This window comes from Dethiosulfatarculus sandiegensis (genome assembly GCF_000931935.2).
Classification (GTDB): domain Bacteria; phylum Desulfobacterota; class Desulfarculia; order Desulfarculales; family Desulfarculaceae; genus Dethiosulfatarculus; species Dethiosulfatarculus sandiegensis.
In genome coordinates this window covers 1-26563 of sequence record NZ_AZAC01000056.1, presented here as the reverse complement: position 1 = coordinate 26563, position 26563 = coordinate 1, and the positions used below count along the sequence as shown (strand labels likewise).

22 protein-coding genes are annotated in these 26563 nt (G+C 52.9%); 9 read left to right on the top strand and 13 right to left on the bottom strand.

Annotation, left to right across the window (positions count from 1 at the left end; genetic code table 11):
• The 5 genes from secD to X474_RS21145 all read right to left on the bottom strand — a co-directional run bounded on the left by secD (nt 1) and on the right by X474_RS21145 (nt 5290).
• Complete coding sequence (secD, locus tag X474_RS21165) at nt 1-1605, bottom strand: protein translocase subunit SecD (RefSeq protein WP_197282220.1); 1605 nt, start codon at nt 1603-1605, stop codon at nt 1-3.
• A gap of 93 nt (nt 1606-1698) precedes the next feature.
• Entirely contained in the window at nt 1699-2064 is a 366-nt protein-coding gene (gene yajC / locus X474_RS21160) for a preprotein translocase subunit YajC (RefSeq protein ID WP_044351848.1), read from the bottom strand.
• 11 nt (nt 2065-2075) lie between these two features.
• Nucleotides 2076-3215, bottom strand: a complete 1140-nt coding sequence (tgt, locus tag X474_RS21155; RefSeq protein ID WP_044351846.1) for a tRNA guanosine(34) transglycosylase Tgt — start codon at nt 3213-3215, stop codon at nt 2076-2078.
• A gap of 2 nt (nt 3216-3217) precedes the next feature.
• On the bottom strand, nt 3218-4309 hold the full coding sequence (gene queA, locus X474_RS21150) for a tRNA preQ1(34) S-adenosylmethionine ribosyltransferase-isomerase QueA (protein WP_044351845.1): 1092 nt from the start codon (nt 4307-4309) through the stop codon (nt 3218-3220).
• A 294-nt stretch (nt 4310-4603) separates the two neighbouring features.
• A complete protein-coding gene (locus X474_RS21145; RefSeq protein WP_156360874.1) occupies nt 4604-5290 on the bottom strand; it encodes a hypothetical protein in 687 nt (228 codons plus the stop codon).
• 116 nt (nt 5291-5406) lie between these two features.
• Here X474_RS21145 and X474_RS21140 point away from each other — a divergent pair, with 116 nt between their 5' ends.
• Nucleotides 5407-5964 carry a hypothetical protein gene (locus X474_RS21140; RefSeq protein ID WP_044351843.1) on the top strand — a complete coding sequence of 186 codons (558 nt, stop codon included), beginning with the start codon at nt 5407-5409 and terminating at the stop codon, nt 5962-5964.
• 267 nt (nt 5965-6231) lie between these two features.
• The gene (locus X474_RS21135; RefSeq protein WP_044351841.1) at nt 6232-7869 is read left to right on the top strand and encodes a glycosyltransferase family 4 protein; all 1638 of its coding nucleotides are present in this window, start codon (nt 6232-6234) and stop codon (nt 7867-7869) included.
• Nucleotides 7870-7985: 116 nt separating this feature from the next.
• Here X474_RS21135 and X474_RS21130 read toward each other — a convergent pair whose 3' ends face one another.
• Nucleotides 7986-9107: a baeRF10 domain-containing protein gene (locus X474_RS21130; protein ID WP_044351840.1), complete on the bottom strand. Its 1122-nt coding sequence runs from the start codon at nt 9105-9107 to the stop codon at nt 7986-7988.
• A 480-nt stretch (nt 9108-9587) separates the two neighbouring features.
• Here X474_RS21130 and X474_RS21125 point away from each other — a divergent pair, with 480 nt between their 5' ends.
• From X474_RS21125 to X474_RS21095, 7 genes are all read left to right on the top strand, one after another.
• A complete protein-coding gene (locus X474_RS21125) occupies nt 9588-10817 on the top strand; it encodes a tetratricopeptide repeat protein (protein WP_044351839.1) in 1230 nt (409 codons plus the stop codon).
• A gap of 582 nt (nt 10818-11399) precedes the next feature.
• On the top strand, nt 11400-12329 hold the full coding sequence (locus tag X474_RS21120) for a radical SAM/SPASM domain-containing protein (protein ID WP_044352140.1): 930 nt from the start codon (nt 11400-11402) through the stop codon (nt 12327-12329).
• A 55-nt stretch (nt 12330-12384) separates the two neighbouring features.
• Nucleotides 12385-14355, top strand: a complete 1971-nt coding sequence (gene asnB / locus X474_RS21115) for an asparagine synthase (glutamine-hydrolyzing) (RefSeq protein WP_082464548.1) — start codon at nt 12385-12387, stop codon at nt 14353-14355.
• Nucleotides 14356-14459: 104 nt separating this feature from the next.
• The gene (locus tag X474_RS21110; RefSeq protein WP_197282219.1) at nt 14460-15989 is read left to right on the top strand and encodes a tetratricopeptide repeat protein; all 1530 of its coding nucleotides are present in this window, start codon (nt 14460-14462) and stop codon (nt 15987-15989) included.
• On the top strand, nt 15986-16657 hold the full coding sequence (locus X474_RS21105) for a class I SAM-dependent methyltransferase (RefSeq protein ID WP_052515480.1): 672 nt from the start codon (nt 15986-15988) through the stop codon (nt 16655-16657). The genes X474_RS21110 and X474_RS21105 overlap by 4 nt, the downstream gene beginning before the upstream one ends.
• Nucleotides 16654-17634, top strand: coding sequence for a glycosyltransferase (locus X474_RS21100; RefSeq protein WP_044351837.1), 981 nt, complete (start codon nt 16654-16656; stop codon nt 17632-17634). Before X474_RS21105 ends, X474_RS21100 begins: the two co-directional genes overlap by 4 nt.
• The gene (locus X474_RS21095; RefSeq protein ID WP_044351835.1) at nt 17631-18320 is read left to right on the top strand and encodes a polysaccharide deacetylase WbmS family protein; all 690 of its coding nucleotides are present in this window, start codon (nt 17631-17633) and stop codon (nt 18318-18320) included. Before X474_RS21100 ends, X474_RS21095 begins: the two co-directional genes overlap by 4 nt.
• 156 nt (nt 18321-18476) lie before the next feature.
• Here X474_RS21095 and X474_RS21090 read toward each other — a convergent pair whose 3' ends face one another.
• The 7 genes from X474_RS21090 to X474_RS25825 all read right to left on the bottom strand — a co-directional run.
• Nucleotides 18477-19886, bottom strand: coding sequence for a radical SAM/SPASM domain-containing protein (locus X474_RS21090; protein WP_044351833.1), 1410 nt, complete (start codon nt 19884-19886; stop codon nt 18477-18479).
• A gap of 82 nt (nt 19887-19968) precedes the next feature.
• Nucleotides 19969-20817, bottom strand: a complete 849-nt coding sequence (locus tag X474_RS21085; RefSeq protein ID WP_044351832.1) for a methionyl-tRNA formyltransferase — start codon at nt 20815-20817, stop codon at nt 19969-19971.
• Complete coding sequence (locus X474_RS21080) at nt 20817-21887, bottom strand: GNAT family N-acetyltransferase (protein WP_044351830.1); 1071 nt, start codon at nt 21885-21887, stop codon at nt 20817-20819. Before X474_RS21080 ends, X474_RS21085 begins: the two co-directional genes overlap by 1 nt.
• Before the next feature lie 3 nt (nt 21888-21890).
• The gene (locus tag X474_RS21075; protein WP_156360873.1) at nt 21891-22880 is read right to left on the bottom strand and encodes a class I SAM-dependent methyltransferase; all 990 of its coding nucleotides are present in this window, start codon (nt 22878-22880) and stop codon (nt 21891-21893) included.
• A gap of 60 nt (nt 22881-22940) precedes the next feature.
• Nucleotides 22941-23498, bottom strand: coding sequence for a tetratricopeptide repeat protein (locus X474_RS21070; protein WP_044351827.1), 558 nt, complete (start codon nt 23496-23498; stop codon nt 22941-22943).
• Between the two features lie 319 nt (nt 23499-23817).
• A complete protein-coding gene (locus tag X474_RS27105) occupies nt 23818-25578 on the bottom strand; it encodes a flagellin N-terminal helical domain-containing protein (RefSeq protein ID WP_082464546.1) in 1761 nt (586 codons plus the stop codon).
• Between the two features lie 411 nt (nt 25579-25989).
• On the bottom strand, nt 25990-26563 hold a 574-nt coding region (locus tag X474_RS25825; protein ID WP_269433217.1), incomplete at its 5' end, for a flagellin.

The window sequence follows — 26563 nt, the reverse complement described above, 5'->3', positions numbered from 1 at the left end:
TTAAATGCTCAGCTTTTTAAAGCTGAACTTGGACAAGGCGATCTCAAAGATCAACTTGGTGACGACAATAGCCGTAAACAACGAACTGAGGATGCCTATGGACAAAGTAACTGCAAATCCCCTGATGGGGCCGGTGCCGAACTGGAACAGAACCACAGCGGCGATCAGGGTGGTTACGTTGGCGTCTAAAATCGTAAGCGTAGCCTTGCCGTAACCAGCCTCAATAGCCGCAGCCGGGGTCTTGCCCAGCCTCAGCTCCTCCCGGATGCGCTCAAAGATAAGCACATTGGCGTCCACCGCCATACCGATCGTCAGGATGATGCCTGCGATGCCGGGCAGGGTGAGCGAGGCCTGGAAGGCTGCCAAAGCGGCCCCGATCAAAAACACGTTCAGAATAAGGGCTACATTGGCTACCAGACCGGAGATTTGGTAGTAGACAATCACAAAGACTATCACCAACCCGAAACCGACCACCATGGACAAAAGCCCCTGGTTAATAGAGTCCTGGCCCAGGCTGGGTCCCACGGTTCTTTCTTCCAGGATGCGCACCGGTGCGGGTAAGGCGCCTGAGCGCAAAACCACCGCCAGGTCCTTGGCCTCGGCCATGGTGAATTGGCCGGTAATCACGGCCTGGCCGCCGGTGATGGCGTCTTGGATAACCGGAGCGGACTGCACCTTGCCGTCAAGCACGATCGCCAGACGCTTTTTGATATTCCTGCTGGTCAGGTCCGCAAACTGCCTTGCGCCTCTGGAGTCAAAAGAGACCGAAACATAAGGGGTTCCGAACTGGCTGTCAGTTCTCACCTTGGCGTCGGTGATGGTGTCACCGGTCATAAGGGCCCTTTTGCGGAGGACGATGGGAGTCTTGGAGACTCTGCCGGAGGCCCGGTCCTTACGATACTCGTAGTTGAGTTCCGTGCCCGGGGGCAGGGTGGCCTTGGTGGGGTTGCCGCTGCTCAAGGCATCATCCACCAGCTTGAAGGTAAGCTGGGCGGTCTTGCCGATCAGGGCCACGGCCCTTTGGGGATCCTTGATGCCCGGGAGCTGAATCATGATGCGGCCATCAGCCTGAGGCATGATCTCGGGTTCGGCCACGCCGAACTCGTCCACCCTGTTCCTGATCTTCTCCAGGGCCTGGAGGGCCGCCATTTCTTCAATATGGGCTACGGCTTTGGGAATCAGGGTCAGGGTGTAGGTCACCTTGCCTTCTTCTGCGGAAGTCGCTGTGCCCAATGTATAGTCAGAGAATTGAGTCTTGATCAGATCATCAAATTTACCCTGGTCCTTGGTGGAAAGAAGGGTCAGGGTTATGGTATTGCCTTTACCGGCTTCAGGCCGGGTGGCGCGAATTCTCTCTTCCTGCATCTCCCTGCGCAGGTCTTGGCTGTTGCGCTCCACCTGAGCGGCCACAGCCTTTTCCACGTCTACTTCCAGGACAAGATGCATGCCGCCTTGCAGGTCCAGGCCCAGATGAATCTTTTCAGTGGGCAGGATGCTCTCCGCCCAAGTGGGGATCTTACCCCCCAGGGTGGGAACCAGACAGACCAGTGCGGCTATGATCACCAACGCCACCAGCACAGTCTTGATTGTGAGGTTTTTGGACAAGGTCAGCTCCTTAGCCGATGCCATACACGTTTTGCCGCCGTTTGCCCCTAAGCGGGGAAACGGCGGGATGGTTACACCTTTGGAAGAAAAAGACTACCTCTTTTTCTTGTCGTTGGCCGCCTGGGCCTGATCCTGGGGTGTGCCGATGCCACTGACTGCGCCACGGCTAACCTTGATCCGCACCTGGGGGGCGATCTCAACCACCACAAAGGCGTCGGTCAGACCGGTGATGCGGCCATAGATGCCGCCACTGGTAATGATCTGGTCCCCTTTGTGCAGATTGGCCAGCATCTCTTTATGAGCCTTGGCCTTTTTCTGCTGAGGCCTGATGAGCAGAAAATAAAAAATAGCGAACATGATAATGAGCATGGGCAAAGGCCCGCTCAAAAGTCCGCCTAAACCGCCTGGTGCGCCTCCGCCTTCAGCCCATGCGCTGGCAGGGAACAAAAGATCAATCATGGTGTCCTCCCTTACTGGTCGTCGGCCGCCGCCCTGTGTTCTCCCCTGGACAGGCGATCCAGGGCTTCACGGGCAAAAGCGGCGTAATTATCGTTTTCAATGGCCTGTCTGATCCGGGCCATCAAGTTCAAGGTAAAATATAAGTTATGCAACGTGCCCAAGCGATAAGCCAAAAGCTCCCGCGCCGCAAACAGGTGGCGCAGATAAGCCCGGCTGTAATTCCTGCAGGCAGGGCAGCCGCAATCTTCCTCAATTGGGCGGCTGTCCCTGGCAAAACGGGCGTTTCTCAAATTCAGACGTCCGTCCTTGGTCAGCATGGTGCCGGTTCTGGCCATGCGGGTGGGCAGAACGCAATCAAACATATCCACACCCAGGCCCACACAGTTGATCAGATCCTCCGGCGCGCCCACACCCATAAGGTAAAGGGGCTTTTTCCGGGGCATCAAAGGCTGGGTGGCGTCTATAACCTCAAGCATGGTTTCCTTGGGCTCGCCCACGCTTAAACCGCCCAGGGAATGACCCGGCAGGTCCAGTTCGCAGATAAGCTCAGCGCTTTGCGCCCTCAAATCCTTGTACATTCCGCCCTGTACTATACCAAAAAGCGCCCCGCTTTCGGGGCGAAGAGCGCTTTTTGCCCTTTTTGCCCAGCGGGCATCCCTTAAAAGGGCCTTTTCCGCATATTCACGGTCCGCATCCGGCGGCGGGCATTCATCCAGGGCCATCAAAATATCGCTGCCCAGGAGGGTCTGGGCGTCCATGGCCTTCTCCGGAGTAAGCTCCATAAGGGCGCCGTCCAAATGGGAGCGAAAACTAACCCCCTCTTCTGTCACCACCCGGCGGGAAGCCAGGCTGAAAACCTGAAAGCCGCCGCTGTCGGTAAGTATGGAACCGGTCCAACCGCCCATAAAGCGGTGCAGCCCTCCCATCTCCGCCACCAGGTCCACACCGGGCCTTAGAAGAAGATGGTAGGTGTTGCCCAAAATAATGCCTGCCCCCAGGTCGCTAACCTCACCAGGTGTCAGGCTTTTTACCGATCCCACCGTGCCTACCGGCATGAAGGTGGGGGTCTCGACCACGCCCTTTCTGGTCGTGAGCCGGCCTCTTCTGGCCCGGCCGCTCTGGGCGAGGATATCAAAATCCAATTTTGCCATAGCTATATTATCAACATGGCGTCGCCAAAGCTATAAAATCGGTATTTCATTCTTATAGCCTCGGCATAGGCCGCCAGTATTCTTTCCCGCCCGGCCATGGCCGCGACCAACATCAATAGCGTGGTGCGCGGCAGGTGAAAGTTGGTTAAGATGCCGTCCGCCACTTTAATAGCGGAGCTCTCGTCTATCAAAATATCGCACCATCCGGCCCCGGGCTCGACCAGGCCCTGTTCTGTTCCCCGCCATTCCACTGCCCGCAAGCTGGTTGTGCCGACACAGATTACCCTGCCTCCCTTTTGACGGGTCTCTTCCACTGCGCGAGCTGTCTCGCAGCTGATCTCCACCCATTCGGAATGAAGCTTGCCGCTGGCCAGATCCTCGGCAGAAGGCTCGGCAAAGGTGCCGTATCCCACATGCAGGGTTACCGGAGCCACCCTTACCCCGCGTTTCAACAAGGCGGCCATGAGTTCTTTGCTGAGATGAAGGCCTGCGGTGGGAGCAGCTACAGCCCCTTGTTTGTGGGCATAAACCGTTTGGTAGCGCTGTTTGTCCTCAGCCAGAGGTCCGTCGGGCCTTTTAATGTAGGGAGGCAAGGGCACCTCCCCCAGGTCGGAGGCCAGGGACAAAGCGGATCCCGGGAACTTTACCAGGGCCTTGCCCCGGTCAGAGACCTCAACCACTTCCGCCCAGAGGTTTTCCTCTGGATCAAGGTTGATTCTGGCTCCCTTGGCCAGCCTGCGATGAGTCTTTATCAGGGTCTCATGCACCTCGGAACCGTCATCCATTACATCCAAAGGATGAGCGGGACTCAGTAAAAAGACTTCCACTTTGCCGCCGGTGGGTTTTCTGCCCCTTAGCCTGGCCGGGACAACACTGGTGTTATTTATCACCAGCAAGTCGTCTTTTCTTAACCATTCCAAAAGGTTATAAGCCCTTTTATGAACAGGCGCAGCTTGCCCTTCTGCCAAAACCATCAGCCTGGCCTGCACCCGGCGGGGAGCCGGATGCTGGGCTATCAGCTCTGGGGGCAACTGGTAGTCATAGGCGTCTAAGGGGCTTGACGCCTCAGCGGATCTGAGAAGGGCCGGATTCATGGGTCTCTTTGTACTCGCTGGGAAGCCTTGATCTGGGCCCCAAGGCTTAATTGCCGGGGCTTTTGCACAGCAAAGACTAGCATGATATGCCGAAGTAAATGCCTTGTCAAGACAGGTAATCTCTTGGGAAATAGAGGTGATTTCCCGGGGATGCCGACGGCTTGCCGCTTTGGTCCTCTTTAACGGGTAGTAAGGATGAGATAAAGACTGAATTCAATCTAATAACAAATTATTATATAGATGGTTTACATCCGCCGGTAAGGGAATGCGCTAAAAAACCGACTGTAAAACAAATTAACGTCGCCTTAAGGCATTGCGTCCCATCATTTTCACACCCAGGCGATAAATCAAATGCAAAAATTCGGTCAGCAGAAGCCCAAAGACAATCAGCCCGGCGATGGTCAAAAGGCGGGGTATGAAGTTGGCCCAGTTCCAAGGCCTTCCGGAGAGCAGGCCCTGCCCCTCCATGATCCAGTTAAAGGGGTTAAACGACTGCTCATATTCCATGGCATCGCGCTTTGTACGGACGCTGTCCACCTTACGGTCTATGGGGTTTGCGCTTTTTAACAAAAAACCCAGATTGATGGGATCGTTCTCAATAATCCTGATGGTGTTGGTAAATTTTTCCCCATAGGTACCGGCATACTCATAACGGGCAGCGCCAACCAACAGGCGTTTAAGGGCAAGAAGCGGGATACTGGTCCGTGCTTCACGTTGAAAGCGCAGCCATTCTTCCCAGCTCTCATCTAAAATGATGGTGTCCGATAGGCGGGTTACATCGTCAAAGCCTTGAAAAACCTCGCGAACCAGAATCCGGCTGGTGTCATGCACCGGAAAGCGGCGTTGGGAATCAGCCGGGTATTCCACAAAAGGCGGTCCATAGCGCTCGAGGGTTTGCACCTCAGCTGCAAAAACAGGTTTCCAAAGCAAAAACACAGCCAAACAACATACTGCTATGGCAATACCTAGCTGGCTGCGCATATACTTTACCCCCAAATTACTTTTGTGAACCTGACTCATTGGCTTTAAAATAGCATGAAAAAAATTCCCTGCCAACCAAGCAATGAACGAGGCCATTGTTTTATAACGGAGTGGAAATGAAGCCTGGATTAGATTTTGTGGATTTCAACTGGCATAGACCGCAGAGTTTCTTTCCGGTTGCCCTGGCCGCCCTTTGCAACCCAAGAAAATATTTTGCATCCTTCCCCCGGGTGCTGATTATTTTTCCACCGCTTGTATTTCTACTATTAACCCATTTGGTCCCGGTGGCAGTAAGCCTGTTTTTACCGGGCAACCAGGGCGCTAAAGCCGGATTGATATTAATTCTCACCTTTTTTTCAGGACACCTCATCACCGCCCTGACACTCTACGCCGTAGCCAGGATCATTGCCAAGAGCCCTTGGACTCTTGCAGCGGCTCTGAGGGTTTACGCCTATGCGGGAGCCGTTTGGATTACTGCTTTTTTAGCTATTTTTCTGCCTGAAAAGGCTGCTGCGGTTTACCTGGGGCTCGCCTTTTGTATACACGCCTATTTGGTTCTGGTGGGCCTGCAATCAGCCGGAGATATGTCCATGCCCATTGCCGCAGCCTGCATGATTATAACCGCTCTGGTTTTGGGGATTGTTTTTACTTTCTCAGGTTCTGTTTTTGTCTGAGGCCTGGCCCGACGGCTCACCAAGGGTTTATCATTAGCTTTAAAATGCAAAATAACATCTCTATCTCTCGTTTATTGGAAAAACTAACTACTAAATGTTAACCAACGCCGAGACAGATCTTCATCTTTCCAGTGTGTTGAAAAATTTCCTGAATAGGATTTTTCAGCAATTCATATTTTTATCCGATGCGCATTCGGTAAAAAGTATGACCACTTAGTTGTAAAAACCAACTAAACGTAAAAACCGCCGCTCAGGAGGTTTCAGATAATGAATGCACTTGGTTTTATTAACGCTTTTGATGAGTTGGCAGACCCTGACCAGCGTTTGGGGCGCAAAGTGGCCAATTATGGCCTGACCGCGGCCCTTCTGGAATACAGTTCGGCCCGTAAACTGTTTTTTTTCCTGCCTTTTGCCCGGGCCTTAAAGCCTTTTCAAGACGGTTATGGGAAATGGCTGGACTTGCCCCACTTAAAGGACAGGTTGGTTCTCCTGCATGCCCAGGCCTTGCCCGGCGCTCTGGAACGGGTTGATTTCACTGCCTTGCATGCAGCGGAATTGGATCGATACTTCCCGGAGCTTTGCCACTTGCGCAACCGCTGGGCAAAAAAACCTTTCCCGGTGACCTGCACGCCCCACACCCTGAACTACTGGTCAACTCAGGTCAGGAATTTGTATAAAGTCCTGCCCGGCGTTCAAAAATGTGATGCTGTCATGTGCACCAGCCGGGCAGCCCAAAAATACCTCGAGCTCTGTTTCAAAGCCTCTTCTGAAAACCTCTCAGACCTTGGCCTTAAGCAAGCGGGCTATAACGGCCAACTTAAAATTACTCCCCTTGGTGTAAGGGCTTCTGATTTTGGGGAGCAAGACATGGCCCAGGCCAGAAAAATTCTTGGCCTGCCTGCCGAGGGATTGGGGATTCTGTGTCTGGGGCGTCTCACCCCTTCGGATAAATACGACCTCATGCCGATCTTAGGGGCAATATCTCTTTTAGCGGAACGCTTTAACCTTTTTTTAGTGTTGGCGGGAGCGGCCAAGGGGCCCTATGCCAAGGAGCTTAAACAGACGGCCCATGAGATGGGGATAGGAAACCGGTTATTTCTTTATGAAAATTTTGACTCGGCCGTCAAGCCAAGCCTATACAGTGCATCAAACATATTCATCAGCCCGGCAGATAATTTTCAAGAAACCTTTGGCCTGACTCTGTTGGAGGCCATGGCCTCGGAAGTTCCTGTTTTAGCCAGTGACTTCAGTGGGTACCGGGATCTGATCGTCCCCGGCGAAACAGGCTTTCTCATACCAACCATCGGACCTTCGGACTACGGCCCCCTGGATGCGGTCTGGCCCATTCAGGCCGAGCATATCGCATCTCTCCAGTCTGCCGCCCGCACTGCCCTTGATTTAGACGACCTGTTGGAAAAAATCACTCTCCTGGCAAAATCTCCGGACCTTTGCCGGCAATTGGGAGAAAACGGCAGGAAAAGAGTAATTAAAGAGTTTGACTGGCGAGTTGTGGTCAAAAAAATGGAAGATGTCTGGCAGGAGCTTTTTCGCCAGGCCCAGGATATCAAACTCAACCCCATACCTGGCAACGTGTTGGGAGCAGGACAGGGAGAATTGTTCGGTCACTTTACCGGCAAGACCCTGCCTCAACAGCAGCCAATAGTCGTCGGCCCCCTGGCCCGGCCATTTGCCATGGGCAAATGGCACAAATCACCCCACCCCGACCTGGCCCAGGTGCTGGACAACAAATACTTACAGTATTTACTTGAAATAATAGGCCAAGCCCCTGACGGCCTGAGCTTTACAGAAATACAGAAACAGTTAAAAACTTCCTGGCCCGGATATCAACTCGAACACCTTATTCTACACGGCCTTAAAATGGGTATTTTTTCCCTGGCAAGATAAAATAAGCAACCGGCCTGGCCAAAAAACAACCTGCCCACCGGAAACAGGCTCCAGTGGGCAGGTGACCGGCCAGGGCCAAGAATGGCTGAGCAGACCGGTATCAAGGGTTAATTTGATCAGCTATAGCGCAGGCGGGCCGCTATTCCTCCCAGGCTCTCCAAGATGGGGTCATTGTCAACCTCTTCCAGAGCGGCCCCGGATTCAATGGCCCTGGCGACGGCGAGATTAACCACATCGTCAACAGAGGTCATCTCCCCCCCGCACAAGGGGCATTCTCCGGCCACATGGCGCAGGCGGCCGCAGCCCCCGCAGGCCCCGCCCGGTCTTCGGAGCCCCTTGGCCACGAAAAGAGTCTGCACCCTGCCCTCATGCAAGACTGCCAACACCTGGTTCAACCCCGAGGCCACCATTCCCTGGGGCCCCTGCATTTCCTTTAATTCGGCCAGCATTTTTTCCTGCCGCTCTTTTTTGGCCCTGCCCAAGGCCCGGCTAAACCCTTCAACCAGTTGGGGCAGGCTCGCGCCCGCGTCGCAGGAAAAGCTGCCCGCCAACCTTTCTTTTACATAGGAATGTAAAAACGGGTGGATAAACTCAACGGCTTTTTTACTACCGCCGAAAATTATCTGGTCATATTCCTTTGCCATTTCCATCAAGCTGTTGTTCACCGCCTTGAGATGGCGGTTTCTGAGTTCATCCGCCTTACGGGCCAGTCGGGCGTTGCCCGCCCTGGCGGCATTGCCGTCAGGTTCCGGAGATTCCGGATCTGTTCTGATTGTCTTTTCTTCAATTTCTTCCAGTGCACCCAGTTTGCTTTTAAAAAACCTGGCGTTTTGAAGATCCAACACCACCAGCAAGGTGGGCAGATACTCTCCGACCAGAGCCGCCAGGGGCCTTATATAGGCTGAATGACCTATTTCCATCAGATTTGGGACCAATACGGGAAGGGCGCTGGTTTCAAAAAGCCCCTTTTCTTGGCAGGAGAACAATACCAGCCCCCGGTCCGGGCCCAAGGGCAATTCTTCCACATAGTGAGTGGCGACTTTTAAGTCCGGGGCCATTTTACGCCACATTTCCGCTGAGCCATTGCCCCGCAGTTTATTCTCCTTAACCTTGATCATCTGGGACAAGGCCTGGAGCCGGCCTTCACGGTTTTGGTCCAGAGCCAGGTACAGGCTCAGGGTGGGGTCGGGACGGCTGTCCCATTTTGCCAGCTGGTTCAACTTGGCTATGTCACGCATGGATTACTCCTTTTGCAGACAAAAAACGCCTCCGGCCCAGGAAAAGGCTTCCTGGTTCCGACTGCGACGGTTGACCATATTGCATAGATTATTCGAAGTACCGACAGAGTGAACGCACTTTGGCCGCGCCAGCGGGTAAGCTTGGAAGACTGTTCGGTTAACAGTCTGTTATCAAAGGAATAACTTGGCATTTACCTAATAGAATAAAACAGTCTGAAGCCTGGGTCAAGCTGATAAGAACACTCGCTTGCTAAAAAAATTCCAACCTTTCAAACGGCTTCAAAACAATCGGCCACAGAGCGAATTCAGCGCCAAGCGTGAAACCGCTCTTCACCTTTAGTTACGCGCTTCAATTTTTTAATACCGGCAACCATCGGCTGCAACAGGGGTTTAATTTTTGGTATGATACCATGTTGTCCCGGAGGGGGGCCTTAAGCCCCAGATGATCATTGCTTGCCGCTTTTTTTCGAGGAGCGTGAATTGAAACTCTCATACAGAAAGCTTAGCGTTCTTCTCGTAGATCAGGTTTCAACCGGCCTGGACACCCTGAAAACCTACTTGGAAGACTTCCAGTTCTATCGCACTTGGACTGCCCAAGATGTTGAAAGTGCAATAAAAATATTAAAAGACAAGCCTGTAAACCTGGTGGTGAGCGCCTGGAAGATGCAACCACAAAGCGGTTTTCAGCTCTTACAGAGGATAAGGGCGGCTGAAAAGACCAGGGAATTGCCGGTTCTTTTAATGATAGACCGCAAGGATAAGGCCCTGGAACAAAAAGCGCTCGAATTGGGAGCCAGCGGTTTCTTAAACACCCCCTTGGCCATGGAGCCGGTGCGGCTGACGGTGGCCCAGATGCTGGACCAGTTTGTGGACGAGGATGAAGAAACCTTTATGCAGCACATGACCAAGGCCAGGAAGTCCGTGCGCCTTGGAAAATTGGACCAGGCCGAGGAGAGCTACCAAAACGCCCTGAAGGTGAAATCAAGTAAAGAGGCCATGTTGGGCCTGGGTCGCATCCTCAAGGAAAAGGGCGACATGGAGGCGGCGGCCACTGCCTTTATCAGCGCACTGCGCCTTGACCCCAAAAGCCTGCGGGCTTTTTTGGGGCTGGCCAGCGTCTACAATATTATGGGGCGCAAAACAGATGCGCTAAAGGTGCTGGCCGGTGCGGTCATGGCTGCGAAAAGGATGAAAAAATCCGGGAAGGTTACCGCCAGCCTGCATTTTTACATGGGCGAGCTGGAGTTGCAGCTAAAGCAATTGAAAAAGGCCCTGGACCATTTTCACGAAGCCACGGATGATAACCCCAAAGATCCGGATATGCAGGTGAAGATGGGTGACGCCTTGTCTGACTCCGGTCATTTCGCCGAATCGGAAGAGTTCTACCAAAGGGCCCTGGAACTTGATCCCGAACTGGCCCACGTCTACAACCGCCTGGGTATAAGCTACCGGAAACAAAAGAAATACGACCTAGCCCTCAACCTGTTTGGCAAGGCTTTAAATTTCCATCCTCAAGATGAACACCTGCTTTACAATATGGCCCATTGCCTGTGGGACATGAATTCCCTGGAAAAGGCCACCGAGTACTTGAGCCGCGCCCTTAAGCTCAATCCCGAATTTAAAGAGGCTCAAATGCTCTTGGACGCAGTCTTGAACAAACTGGGCTACAAGGTCAGCGAAGGCGCCCCGCCCCCACCTCCGGTCCCCTAGCAGGGTGTAGAATAAATTGGGCAACTTGCTTGCCCCGCAATACTACACGCCGGGTCCTTATTCAGGCCCGAAAAACTATGCTATTGGTGTGTCCATCAGAGAATATTCATGACCCGCTAGGCTCTTTGGAGGGCGGGCAGCTTATGATTTTTTTCAAAAAGCCTTCCCGGTATTTTAAAATGCAAACCCGCTGAAAACGCCATTTTGACCAGCCTCCGTCAAAAAACCGCCTTTTTGTCGATGCCGACATGATCACGCCTTGCCCAAAACAAAAGCCGCCGATAGATCCCAATAAAGATATTAACTTGAAAAAACTCTATAAAAAGCTTGGTTAACTTCATTGCAAAGAACTAAACCTGATCGCATTCTGCCTACTATTAATTAGGCCCGTATTTTGCATATAACTTGGGATACCAGCGCCAAGGGCTACAGATTATTGCCGTTTGGACCTAAAATCATAAACTCTGAGGTCTTCTCAGCCCCCGGCGCCTACAACAGGGAAAATCCGGCTATTCCAAAGTCGGTAAAAAATGCTCACCCGGAGAGTTGAAAATACCGGGAGCAGAAAGGCTTTGCTTAAAAATGCTCGCACCCTCCGCCTTTCCCCAAAGGCTTACCTTGGAAATCACCAACCATTGCAACTACCGCTGTGTGATGTGTCCTTCCCACCTGGAGCCGGATGCCAAAAAAGGCTTTATGGCCAAAAGACTTTTCCGGAATCTGGTGGATCAGGCGGCGGAGCGCCTGCCTGTGGCCCTGGTTCCTTTTTTCAGGGGGGAGCCTCTGATGCATCCTGAAGCAGCGGATTTTCTAAACTATGCCAAGCAAAAGGGACTTGGCCCCATCCAGTTGGCCAACAACGGTTCTCTGATGGACCGGCAAACCGCAGCCCGGCTTTTGGATGCAGGGGTAGATTTCATCTCCTTCAGTCTGGACACCATCGAACCTGACGAATACCTGGCCATGCGCCGGGGTGAGCCCTTGGCAAAGGTTATGGAAAACATAATGGGACTTTTGGATTTGCGGGACCAGGGCAATTACCCCACCCAGATTCAGGTTTCAGCCACCAGAACCGAGATCAACCAGAAAAGCATAGATAAATTTATTGCCCATTGGCGCAATATCGCCGACCGCACCAGGATCTATTATGAACATTCCAAAGACGGTCACCTGGGCAGCCTGGACTGTCCGGAGGTGCCTGAATCCATCCCCAGAAAGCCCTGTCAAAAACTTTACACGGACCTCGTGGTTTACTGGAACGGCCAAGCGGCCTTTTGCAACCATGACTGGCAAAGGGGCGATGATTTGGGGGACCTGAACAAACAGAGCATTGAAGACCTCTGGCTGGGGGAACGCTACGAAAAGATGCGTACCGCTCATAACCGGCCTGAAACCATAACAGATTCCACCTGCCTTTATTGCGACCACTGGAAAATTTCTTATTTGGAAGAACAATTGATCGGTGAACTCTATACACCACAAGACGACCTGGCCAGGGCAGGCGGCCAATGAAAAATAAAGAGTTACCACACCCGGCAGGAACCTCCTGCATTGGAAGGGTATTAGAATGTGCGGCATAGCTGGGATAGCGGGCCTGGGCGAGGTTGAGCCCCCTTCGGAAAACCTTTTGCAAAAGATGGCCCAAGCCATGGCCCACAGGGGGCCGGACGGTGAGGGAGTCTTTCTGAAGGGAAAAGTGGGTCTGGCTCACCGCAGGCTGGCGATTATAGATCCCTCGCCCGCCGGCAGTCAGCCCATGGTCTCCCCCGACCGGAACCTGGCCGTGGTCTTTAACGGCACTATTTACAATTTCAGGGAACTGCGCTCTGAGCTGGAAAAGCAAGGCCACCTGTTCAAAAGCCAATGCGACACGGAAGTTTTGCTGCACGGCTGGAAAAAATGGGGCGAGGATCTGGTTCCCAGGCTGAACGGGCATTTCGCTTTTGCCGTGACGGACCACCAAAAGGGAATGGTTCACCTTATCAGGGACCGTTTCGGAGTAAAGCCCCTTTACCTGGCCAAGCTGGGCAAAAATCTGGTATTTGCTTCTGAAATCAAAGCGATAACCGCTCACCCCCTTTACACTGCCGAAGTCAATCATCAGGCACTGGCCGAGTATTTCACCTTTCAGAACCTGTTTCGCTACCACACCCTGTTCAAGGGTGTAGAGCTTCTGCCCGCGGCCAATATCATGACCATAAACACCCGGACAGGAGAGATTAAAAGAAGGGCCTATTGGGATTACAATTTCAGCAACCCCGACCAGTCCATGGGCCAGGAAGAGGCGATCTGCGAGGTCAAAAGGCTATTGATTCAAGCGACCAAGCGCCAACTTGTGGCTGACGTGCCCGTTGGGGCCTATCTATCGGGCGGCATGGACTCAGGTTCTTTGGTGGCCATCGCCTCCAGGGAGCTGAACCGCATGCACACCTTCACCTGTGGTTGGCACATGGGAAGCGTGCACGGGGTTGAGGCCAGCTTTGATGAAAGGGTTCAGGCGGAACTTATGTCCTATCTGTTTAAAACCGAACATTTTGAACAGATAGTGGGGCACACCGATGTGGGCTGGGCCTTGCCGCTTGTGGTGAATCACCTGGAAGACCTGCGCCTGGGCATGTCCTATGGCCAATACTATGCGGCCAGGCTGGCTTCCAAATTCGTCAAGGTTTGCCTAAGCGGCGCCGGAGGCGACGAATTATTTGGCGGCTACCCCTGGCGCTACTACCGGGTGAGCCACTCCCTGGGTAAAAAGGAATTTTTCGACAACTATTTTTCCTATTGGCAAAGGCTTATTCCCAAAGGGCTGCGCCAAAACTTTTTCACCCCTGCGGCCAAACGCCATATGGAGGGGGATGATATGCGCCGGGTGCTCACCCGGGTGTTCACCTTTCACTCCAACCTGGCCTATGAGACCCCGGAAGATCACATAGCCAACTCACTTTATTTTGAGGCCAAGACATTTCTACACGGGCTTTTTCTGGTGGGAGACAAACTTTCCATGGCCAATGGGCTGGAGGAGCGTTTCCCCTTTATGGATAATGATCTAGTTGATTTTGCTCAAAAAATCCCGGTACGTTATAAATTGAGAGACCTGGAAGAATGGAAACACCAGGATGAAAACGCCTTTGGCAAGAAAAAATCCTATTTCCAGACCCATGACGACGGCAAGAACATATTGCGCCAGGCCATGAGCCTTTTGGTGCCCAAGGAAGTATCTGAGCGGAAAAAGCAAGGTTTCAGCTCTCCGGATGAATCGTGGTTCAGGGAAGGCAACCTGGAGCTGGTAAAAAGGCTGATCCTGCGTAAAGGCGCCATGTGCCACGACTATATCTCACCCAGGGTTATAACCGAGGTGATGGAGGCACATTGCCGCTGCGGCATTAACTTGAGGCTCCTGATCTGGTCATTGGTCAATTTTGAACTTTGGCTGCAACTCTTTATGGGCAAGGCCGGAGATTATTACCAGAGCCTTGGGCTTGATGAAATGACCAACGAACTCATGAAAAGCAAGCCCCCCTCCCAGATAAAGGCGGCCTGAAACCGATTATCGCCAAGACTGCCCGTCCGGCCGGGAAGGGCCCATACCTGAAAATGCGCGGAGACGGAATTCAATTGCCTAACAACATCTTTGCAGACTCATCAATGGAATGTTCCCAACCCAGGCTGATGGAGCTTATCAGCCAGAACCGGTTGGATGTGGTCATGGGCCTTTTGGACCCATTCCTGGCCACTGAACAGGCCACCAACACAGGGATGCTTTTGGAACTGGGTGAAGCCCTCTTGAGGGCGCAGGCCGCCAAAGGCGCAGATAAGGTTTTTGCCTGGTTGATCAACCAGGACAGGGATCACGGCCAGGCCCACAATCTTTTAGGTATTGCCAAGGTCATGCAGGGAGACGCACCCGCGGCTGAACAGTTCCTGCGCAAGGCCGTGGAACTGATGCCTCAAGACAGGCCCAGCTTGAACAACCTGGCCAAGGTGCTGATGCTGAAAAAAGACTGGGCTCAGGCCCTTGGTTTTCTGGAAAAGGCCTGGCAGCTAAACGGTCAGGACCCCAAAGCCCCGGAGATGGAGCTGATAAAAAACTGCCGCACTCAGCTGGGGGAGAAAACAAAGCCCCTGATGGATAATCCCATCTCAAATGACCCTTTTATGAAACTGGTGCCCCCGGAAAAACAGCCAGCCAAAACCGGTCTGAATGTACTTATCTACGCTGATTTCAATGTGGCCGGCCAGCTTACCAAACTTTGCCGGGCCCTGAATCAATACACGCCCCACAAGGCCCGGTGCATAATTGTACAAGACGATTATTTACAATATGACCGGGATATAATCATAAACGACCAAAACGGCAGACAGGTGTTTCATGATTTGAATGAAATACACCAATTGGTCAGGCAGGCGGATTTCTTTCATATAGGCAGACAGGCCCTTAACCTGCCCAACCTGAACTTCGACCAAATACTTAATGAAAAAAACTGCCTGGTCCAGTATTTCGGCTCTTATCTGCGTATGAACCACAAAAAACTCTTTTTGTGGCACCTCAAAAGAAATATCGCAGCGGTGGTGGGATTCGGCTGGACCCAGGCCTTTCCCCTGCACCGCAAATTTTATCATATTCAGCAATTCTTCGATCCCACCCCCTTTGAAAGGGTTCCCAGGCTTAACCCGGGAGACGCCATCCGGGTGGTGCATGCTCCCACCAACCGGGAAATAAAACGCACCGCCGACTTTGTTGCCGCCATGGAACCCCTGGTGAGGGAATTCAAGGTCGAAATGGATATCATTGAAGGTGTGGACAACAAGGCCTGCCTGGAGCGCAAGGCAAGAGGGCACATAACCTATGACGAAATGGGCACCCCCACCTTTGGGCTCAACTCAGTGGAATCCATGGCCATGGGGCATGTGGCGCTTTCCAGTGTGAACCCCCATGTTTTAAGCTATATGCCGGACACTCCGGTGGTGCGGATCACGCCTGAGAGCCTGGCCCCCTTGCTGAGGCGTCTGGTCAGCGATCACGAATTGGTAAACGCCATAGGCGACAGGTCTTATGAATTCGTCAGAAAACATTATGACGAGATGCGCTCGGTCACCCAATTCGCCCACCTGTACAACGGCATCAAATACGGATTTTTTCATTGTGACTCAGGCCTTCCCCTGGAGTTTTCATGAATAGTCAAACACAGGCAAAACCCTGGGCCAATCAAAAGGCGGTAAGGCATTACGACTTGACGCCGGACCAGGTGCAACAACTGGACAACGATCAAACCTGGTTTTTCATGAGCCGGCTGGTGGCCAGACACCTGCCGCCGGGCTCCTCGCTCTTAGACCTGGGTTGTGCGGCAGGCTCGCTCCACAGCCTTTTGAACAAACGAGGAGTCAAGATGCAATACACCGGAGTGGATGTCACCCCGGAACTGATTCAAGCCGCAAAACACCGCTATCCGGAAATCAATTTCCAGGTGGCAAGCGCCCTCGAACTTCCCTTTGAAGATGCCTCTTTTGACGTAGTCTTCAGCAAAGGCACTCTTTTTGTAACCCAAGACCCGCATGAAGCCCTGCTTCAGGCCTTGCGAGTAGCTAAAAGGACCCTGATAGTCGACCTGGTGCTGAACAAACCCGGTGAGCCGGATCAGACAGTCACCACAGAAGATCGCGGCTCGGTTCATCTTCTCGGGCCTCAAGGACTCTCCGAACTGGGGCGAGCCCTCTCAGGCTGCCGGGTTGTTTCAAATCTTTTGAATGTCGGGTTGACCCACCGTGACCAACTGCATCCCGCTTATCAAAAAATGAATTATCTCAAGCACCTGGTGCTTTGCGTTCACAAGGAGACCAAGTGAGGATCGCTGTTTTATCACCCAACAACATCCATGGCCTGCCGGCAAGCCTGGCCAAAGGGCTTAACCGGCTGCCCGGGGTCAAGGCCAAAAGCTACACCTACCTTGATCCGGCCTATGGCCCGTATGGCGACGTGGTCTTAAAGGACCTTTCCCTGGATGGATTCAAGCAAACACTTGAAGAAATTATCAGCGCAGATCTTATCCATGTTTTCGACGAATCCTTTCAGGCCCAAAACTTCAATTTATTGGATCATCTGCGCCCCAATAATTCCGTCTTCACCTATACCCCTGAATATTTCAAAAAAAATAACTCGGAAATATTTTTTCGCCATTATCAGGGGGGCATAGTCGCCACCTCCTGGCCCCTTACCGGAGCCTTGTCCACCTGCCCGGTGCCTTTGGTGCATATGCCGCCGGTGCTGGACCTTGAAGATATTCCCACCCGAAATTCCGCCACCTTATCCGGGCCCCCGGTTCTGGCCTATCACAGCCGACACCAAAGGCGGGGACATCTGGATCAGATTCTGCAAGTCTGCTTCGAGATCCAGGAACACCTGGAGATGACCTTCAACTGGCTGGAGAACTTGAACCGCAAGGACTATCTGCTGGAGCTGGCCAACAGCAACCTGTTTTTGGATGACCTCACCTTGAACGGCCTAAGCATCCAGGCCCTGGAGGCCATGGCTGTGGGCTTGCCGGTGGCCGCCAACTTGAGCGGGCTGGATTTTACCCTTATGCCCGAAGCCCCGGTTATTCCGGTCTCTCCCCAAAATCTCACCATACGCCTGGCCGAGATGGTTTCAAATCCATCCACCCTGTCTGAAACAGGCGACCGTTCCGCGGCCTGGATAAGACAAAATCTCGATCCCGCCAAGGCCGCCGCCCGCTGGAAGGCTCTGTATCTGCATGTAGTCACCTTGGGCGGTCCGGTGCCGGAAAATCCTTATTTTCCTGAAACAAAAGGGCAAGAATCATGATATCCCTCACCCTGGATACAGACTGGGTGCCGGATGCAGTCTTATCCGACACTATGGATCTACTGGCCGAACACAACCAGAGGTGCACGGCCTTTTGCACCTCCGACTATCCGGCGGTGCTTTTAAAAGGGCATGAAGCAGCCCTGCACCCCAATTATCACAACCGAGAAATAAGCGAGGCAGAACATTTAAAAAGTTTGCTTGAACTATATCCTAAGGCCAAGGGTGTAAGGGCGCACACCCTTTATATTCACGGCAGGCTCATAACCGCCACCTACCCTGAGGCGGGACTGCTCTATTCCAGCGACTATATGATGCTTTACCAAAAGGATATAAAGCCCATACCCATGCTTGGCCTCTGGCAAATGCCCATATTCTTTGCAGATGCATCCTGGTTGCGCGATCTGGAAAGGAACCAGGCCCCGAAACTGAATGACTTTGACCTTGCCCTGCCCTCATTAATGGTCTTTTGCTTTCACCCTATTCACATCTATGTCAACACACCGGATGTGGCATTTTATGAAAGCATCAAAAAAGACTATCAAAATCCGGCCAGGCTGAGAGAGTTGCGCAATCGCTCCCGACCCGGAGTCAGAGACCTTTTCATGGAACTCTTAATGCGCATGGACAAAATGGGGCTGAAAAGCAAACCCTTGCTTGAATGCCTGCCGGATAACCAAGCCTGATCAGACCTGTTCGGGTTCTTTTTTAACTATCTCTTCTATCTAAAAAAATTAAAAAAGGGTTGGCTTGCCTTAACGGCATGGCTAACCCTTTTTGTTCGACTTTATCGGGTAAAAATCGCCTACCGTGGAGAACCGCCTCCGGCCCGGCAGGTGATTCTAAAAGTTGTGTTCATCCAACCTTTTTTTCCTGCCTTGCTCCGAGGATTCAAAATAGGTGGTTTTAAAGAGATGCCGCATGGTTATACCTTCATTATTAAAGGCCTTTTCCCACTTTTCCAGGGCATGGCGCTGAGCGTAGACCTTTCTCAGGTTTTTTTCCCATAAGGCAGCCTTTTCCCTGATCCAGTCTTCTCCAGCTACTTCGGAAGCCAAAAGCATGCCCCCGGCCGCTCCGGCCATATCACCTTCCAGATACTTCACCAGGCCGTTATACAGCATCTCAGCTGCGCTGAGTTCCAGGCCTTCGTGCCCGGTGAGTTTAAAGCCTTCGGCTATTTGCTTGGTTTTGAGGGTCAGGTAATTCAAGGACTGGGCCCTTAAATGGAAAAGCCAATTGCATTTTTCACAAGCCAACCTACGCTGCCACAGGGCTGGAAAATCCCTTTGCACCGAGGCCCGGCGATAATCAATCAGGCCAGGGTGGTTCAAAAGATCCATCAGACTGGAATCAGGCGCCCGGCCGTTTCCATGGAAAACCTCTTCCACATCCACCATGCAATGGGAAACCCAGCCATCCCAAAGTACGGTGAAAATGGTGTAGGGAAAAACACATACCGGGAAATCGCTTTTATCTTCCTGTTCAAAAATGCCGAAATTACCTTCCGAGATCCGTCCCCCGAAGTTGTAAACTCCATGAATGGAATTATGAAAATAAGGAAACTTTGATATCATGAACTCTTCCACCTCATCGTCTGAATGATGCAGGTTTCCCGCCTGACGCACAAAATTGAAATAAACCTTGGACCTGGGTGAAGGCATGGCTGCATATTGATCGTGAAAATCCTTTATGTTGGCCATTACCTTGCCAAAATCATCTTTACCGTGCAAAGAGGCAAAGGTTTGACGGTCCAAACCATAGGTGGAAAGCAGAATCACGTCAAAGGCATCGGCCAGGGGGCGGGCCATTTCTTTTCTAAGATGGGTGGCATTGGTGCTGATGGCTATTTCCACCTTGTCCCCCACCTTTTGACGCAAATATTGGACCATTTCAAGGTACCTGGGGTGCAGAAGCGGCTCGCCGTGTTTGTAAAAATAGATCCTGGCCACATCATCGGGAATCTGTTCGCAGATAGCCCTGAAGCGGTCCCAGTCCATCAACCCCCGTTGGCGCTCGCCGGTTTCGCTTAGGCCTTTGCGCATATAATCTTTGTGAGCGCAGATGGCGCAACGATGAGTACAGGCATTGGTGGGCGAGATATAGAGGATCGGCGGAAAATAGTCCAGCTCAGTAAGCCCGTTGCTCCAGGCGTAAAGCGGTGAACGCCGGCATTCTTTTTCCAGGGAGCCCATGCGGCTCAATACCTGGGCCTGCACCTGATCCGGGCCGTTATATTCTCTTCGCACCACTTATCGTCTCCTTATATAAACCGAACCGCAATTAAACTGTTTACTTTAATCAATCCCACTGCGGCTTCGGGAGATGACCCAACTATTTGAAACCCTCTTTCTTTAGAAGGCTGAAGAGATAAGCCTCTTTCCCATCTTCAATGAAAAAACCGTCTTTTGTTTTCCGGGCAACAAATCCGGTTTGACCGGTCAGTTGAGTTTTCCTGCCCGGCCCCAGGTAGTAACGTTCTTTTGCTCTCTGAAAATATGCCGGTGAAAACGGGTAATTGGCCCGCACCAAACGATCTATCTCCTCCAGGGAAAGCCCTGAATGCACCTGTCTCTCACTAAAGGGGGGAGCCTGTGTCGCCTGGGTTTCATCCTGTTTGCGCGGTGCAAACATTCCATTGACCAAGTCGAAAAGGGCATTCGGCGCCTTTGCAGCAGTTAGTTGCGACAACCCCAGATACAGGCTTCCCAAATCCGTCTTATCATCCAGGGGATATTCCCACTGGGCGTATATACATCCCCCATCAAACCGGTCGCTGAGCTCCAAAAGGCTCACCCCGGTCTTTTCCCCGCCCTGCCAAATAACCCAGCGCAAGGGGTCGGCCCCTCTTAATTCCGGGAGCAGGGAGGGGTGAAGATTCAAGGCAAAATCGGCTTTTTGGCGTAGCTCAGCCGGTATCAATAGGGAATAGGCGCAGGCCAGGACCAAATCGCATTCGATCTCCAGCAGCTTGGCTGGCCTTTTATCCTCGGAAAGGCTATGGGGAGTGAAAACCGGATACCCCCGGGGAACCTTGCTAAGCCAGTCCAGAACCGGCCTGTTTCCAGCTCCCTGTTCCGGGGCGGTGACAACCGCCTTGAGCTCAAAGCGGCTGTCCTGGTCCAGGGCCTTGAGCAGATCCAGGCTCATGGGATAGCTGCCATAGAAGACCACCGACACCATCAGGCTTCTCCCTTTTCCAAAACAGAGAAGGGCAGCACATAGAAATAGGGATATTCTTTTTTGATCCCCTCAGGCCCAAGGGCCAGCCAGGGATCAAGCCCTCCCGACAGGCTGATGAAATAGCCATATTCGCTATTCACGGTTCCCCAGCGTTTTTTAAAGGTCTGCAGGCTTTTCTGACTGGGCCAGGAAGCCCCCCAGTTCCACCACAAAGCCCCCTGAGCGGCCAGATCCTGCATGGCATGAAATATAAGCCCGCTTAGGGGTTGGGCCGAACGGTGTTCGGCCTTTAAGGCCGGTGTGAAATACTCTATCACCCGGCCATGGCGGACCAAAAAGGCAGCAGCCACCGGTTCATCATTGATTTTGGCCACGTAAGTGAGTGTATCCAACCTTTGCCTGGCCAAATCAAAAAACCGGCGATCCTTGGCCCCTCCGCCCAAGGCGGCCAGGTTCTCCGCATGGGTGCGCTCCAAAAAATCCTGATCTTCCGGATTACTTGAAGCACTTACTTTAACATTACTTTTAAAAGCCTTGCGCACCATATTCCTGGTTTTGGAATGCAGAAGGTTCATAAGCTCCTGAACCGGGTCTTCAACCTCGGCCAAGGAGCCCAGGGGAGTCATGTGCCCCATTCTCAAATCGCCTGAATCCCAGGTCCGGCCTTTTAAAAAACCTGAGTTTCCGCCCCAGGGCGTGTCGATAAAAACAGAGACCCGAATATCTTCCCGCTCGGCCAGATCCCGCCATGCAGTTAAAAGTTTTTGGCGCACCAAATCCGGCTCCGGCAGATCCGCTTCCAGGATAAAACTTGCGTTAGAGCCAAAATAAGGCAAGGAGTTGGCAACCTTACCGGCCTCACCCTCCTTGACCAGCATGGGCAGAACCCCAACCAGGCGATCGTCTTCCAGGCAGACCAGAGTCCTCTCCCGCACTTCCGGCAGGTAGTCTTTCAAAAGATCGACCCAAGAACGGGACTGGAACAAAAGAGATCTGTTTTCCCATTTCAATAACCCGTCCCAATTGTGAAGCGGGTTTTCCGGGTCTCTGAGTCTTATCTCAAAAGCCATGCCTTAGCCCTCCCCGAGAGCTTTTCTGCCGGCCAATATGGAAAGAGTGCTGCGGTCCTGATGCAGATAATGGATATTAAAATGCTCTTCCACCATGGAAAGGGCCTCTTCCGGTTTAAAGAGACGCCAGGGATAAGTAAAGTTGTTGCGGTTCCTTTTCAGGCTGTAGGCCTGGTCTCCGTTCCAAAAACACTTAAGGAAATAATGATAAATAAACCTTTGCAGACTTAACTCTCCGGAGCCGATGCCCAGGTTCGGGTAATCGTTTTTCAACGCAACCGTAAGCCCCAACTCATCCAGTTCCTTGGCTAATAATGTCATTTCCCCGGCCAGGAGATCGGCTTTCTCCTGGTCTTTGGCATAGACTGATCGGAGATAGTTGTCACTCAAGGTGCGTATGCAGGACTGTTCCAGGCTAAAGGAAACCGCCAACACGCCATGAGCCGGGATCTTCTCCGCCACCCTGGCCAGGACCTCATCCGGCCGGTTCACATGGCTTAAGACATAGTCCATGATCACCAAGTCCAAGGACCCGTCAAAAAACGGCAGGGCCTGGTCCAGATCGGCCAGGATCAAGGTTACATTATCCAACCTACCAAAATGCAGATCAAAAGCGGGCAACATCCCGGAGGAATCAAGGCTGATCACCTCTTTATCCGGGAAAAGGCGAGCCAGCCATTGCACATAGATCCCCGGCCCGGAGCCCAGATCGGCCATCACCTTCACCCCGCTCAAAAGGGAGCTTAGTTTATCCTTATCATCCAAACCGAAGCGGCTCACAAAATCTTGAACCCGGTTTTCAATATTCTCCCGAGTCACATAGGAACTGAAGGTTGAGTCATGACCGCAACGGGAAAAGGCACTGTCTTCAAGGGACGCGTCTTCTAAATAATCATAGATCAGGTTGTTTTTCTGCACAGTTTCATGGGGCAGATCAAGGCGCAGCCAGGAAGGCCCCATTGCCGTCTTTGCAACCTGGGTTTCAGTATTCACCTCTTTACCTCATCTAGCGCCCGGCCGATAACAGCCGGTTTGTTTGCAAGGCCAAACCCGTCAAAAAATTGCCGACCCCATTTGCTGGCGGCAATGATCCAGCAGCTGGCTCAACTGCCCCCGCGGGCCGCTGCCCGCATTTGTCAGGGCTTTTTCCAGATGATCGCAGGCCTCTTGCCATTTCTCACCCATAATAAGAACCTTGGCCAAATTGGCCTGATAGGTTCGGCTTTGGGGATTAAGCCTGGCAGCCTGAGACAAAGCCGACTCGGCCATTTCTATTTCACCGGCCATGAGATGGGAAACGCCCAAGGCGTTTTGAGTCTTGCCGTCCACATGGTAGTTAACCAACTGTCTATGAACCGTAACCGCCTGATCATACTGTTGATTATCCATATGAATCCGCCCCAGCAACTCCAGGGAGGCCCTATGGTCCGGTTGGCCGGCCAGTATCTCGCGCAATAAAAGAACCGCTTTTTCGGTTTCCCCGGCCTGGTGCAGTTCCCGGGCTTTGTCAAAGCTCTCATCCGGTGAGGCTGTCCGGGGGGCAAACACATCCGCGCCTTTCAGATCAAAGGGCACGGAAAAACCGTCCGGGGAATCAATCTGGTTATTCATTTTAAATCCTCGCCGCTTATTTTGGTTAGTCATACCTTGGCACACAGTTAGTGCATTCAAATAACATGCCAACAAAACAAGCGAATACCACGGGCTTAAAGCTGATTTTTAAATCGGGGAGAGAAAATAAGGTAAGAAAGACCGGGAATTTTTTTCCGGGACAAAGCTAAGGCAACCTTGCCCAAAGGACCGGTTGCCTTGCTTGGGGAGCGATAAAACTGTGCCGGATTCATTAATTGGCAGCGGTCCTTTGCCTGAGACAAGGAACCGCTGCCAAGGTTGAAGGTTTTAGACTGAGCGCTTAAGCCCGGTCACCTGGCTAGCCTCCCAGCAACTGCAGCGCCAAGCGCGGCAGGCTGTTGGCCTGGGCCAACATGGCGGTTGCGGCCTGGGCCAAGATGTTGTTCTTGGTGAAGGTGGTCATCTCAGTGGCCACGTCCACGTCACTGATCCGGCTTTCAGCCGCCTGCAGGTTCTCCGCCTGGATCTGCAGGTTGGTGATGGTGTTTTCCAACCGGTTCTGCAAGGCGCCAAGGGCCGCACGGGCGGTGTCCTTCTTGTTGATGGCTGCGTCCACACCGGAAAGGGCTTCCTGAGCCGCGGTCTGAGTCAGGATGTCGGCGCCGGCCCAGTTGGTTTCACCGGCTCCGTTCTGAGCCTGGATCCACTCGTCGGTCTCGTCAGCCGAACCGTAGTCGGTCAGAACCGAAGTCGGGGCGTCGTTAGTCGGCAAAACGCCGCCCCAGGTGCCGCCCATGGAGGTGCCGGAGATCACGCCGCCCACAATGTCTGAGGTGCCGTTCATTGTGGTGAGGTTAAAGATCTGCACCTGATGGGTTTCACCGCCCACATTCATCTGGATCTGAAGCTCGTACTCTTCGTTCACCTCATCGTAGTAGGCGCTGGCGGTCATCTGCTTGTCGCCGCCGTTTTCCAGGGTCGCCGCACCTGTGCTCATGGCCGTGGAAGCGGAGACAGTGTTAATGGAGTTACCTTCTTCACCCCACTCATTGGCGAACAGATGTACGGTCGCACCGTCTGCCACTGCGTGCACTCCGATGGATGCCGAGTTGGCATTCAGGAAGGCCGCGGTGTCCCAGGCAACCGAGGTTGCGCTGTAGCTGGTGGTGGTCAGGTTTACGGTTCCGGTGCCGGAGCCGCCGTTATAAGTTCCCACTCCGGAGCCGGTGGCAAAGGAGAAGACCTGGCCATTGACGGTGAGGCTCTGGGTGGAGATGTCGTCCGTGGCAGAGCCGCCGCCGCTCAATGCGGTCATGGTGATGGTTCCGGAGGCCTGGGCTCCCTTGTTGATGTCCGCCACGATGTCATCGATGCTGTCTCTGGATGCGTCAATATCAACATAACCATAGACATTCCAGGTGGCGTTGCCCGGGTTCTCGTTGTCGAAATCCGTACTGTAGCGGATGCCGAAGAGGCCGTCAGTGCTCGACGCGCTCTCGGAAAGGGCGTCAGCAGGGGAGGTCGCGTTAAAGGTGAGAGTGCGCAAGGTGTCTCTGTCGTCTGAGTTGCCCACGCGCAGGCCTGTGGCCTCGGTGGCCCGCATATCACCGATATTTATGAAGTAATAGTCTTCCGCCGACTCGTTGCCGGTGCCGAAGTGAACCTTGAGGCCGCTGCCCTCGTGGCCATATTGCATAGAGCCGTCAAGGAGCTTGACACCGTTAAAGTCGGTGGCGTTTGCGATACGGTCGATTTCAGCGGCCATGGCCTGATACTCGGAGTTCATGATCTCGCGCTGAGCCGTGGTGTAGGTACCGGTGGATGCCTGCTCTGCCAGTTCCTTCATACGGATGAGCTTTTCGTCGATGACGCCCATGGCGCCCTCAGCGGTCTGAATCATACTAATACCGTCCGAAGCGTTACGGATACCCTGGTTGAGCACCCTAATGTCCGAACGCATCAACTCACGAATAGCCAGACCGGCGGCGTCGTCGGCTGCCGAGTTGACCCTGAGTCCCGAAGATAAGCGTTGAGTAGATGTACTCAGATCGCTATAAATGCTTCCGAGGTTACGGGCAGCATTCATAGCCATTAAGTTATGATTAATAACCAGACTCATTAGACCCCTCCTTAGGCTAATGCGCGCCTAATCCATTGGCGCTTGGAAGTCTCAAAGCATTTTCGCCAGGTGATTTTTTGGTTCCCTAAGCATTTCCCGTTCCCGGGTCGTGAAGATCGTCACCTTCACGGAGCGCTCAATTATCTATTCGGCATGGATAGATGGTTTCTTGAACCGGGGTGTTGAAATTTTTGAGGATGCTTTGTTTCCGCAAAGGAAAACCGGGTCTGGGGATGGGGATAAAAAACATTAATTTCATGCAGTTATATTTTCTTAAAACCATTTTAAGAATAAAGAATGAGAAAACAAAAAAAACTTTAATAACAAGAAGTCCCGGCAAGCCCTTTTAAGGGGCTTGCCGGGACAGGTGCGGGGGGGTGGCCGTTGGTTGGTGCGAGGCTTTTTTATGTTTTATGCACCCAGGAGCTTCAGGGCGAGCTGGGGCAGGCTGTTGGCCTGGGCCAGCATGGCCGTGGCTGCCTGGGAGAGTATGTTGTTTTTGGTGAACTCGGTCATCTCATGCGCCACATCCACGTCACTGATGCGGCTCTCAGAGGCCTGCAGGTTCTCCACCTGAATCTGCAGGTTGGTGATGGTGTTCTCCAACCGGTTGGCAAAGGCTCCCAACTCGGCGCGCTTGACGTCCTTATTGTTTATGGCCTGTTCCAGCTGACCCAGGGCGAGCTGGGCCCCGGACTGGGTGCGGATGTCCCGGCCGTCCCAGTTGGTGTTGCCGCTGCCGTTTTGGGCCTCGACCCACTCGTCGTCTTCATCGGTGCCGCCATAGTTGCTGACCACCGAGGTGCCGGTCAAGCGGGTGGAAAGGGTGCCTAAAAAACCCACGGTTGCGGTGGAGTCGATAACATTACCGGCGCCGTTGACACTGGTGATGGTGAAGACGCGCATCTGGTTGGCGTCACCGCCGATATCCATGCTCAGCTCCAGCTCGTATTCCTCGTGCTCCTCATCCCACCAGGCCGAGCTG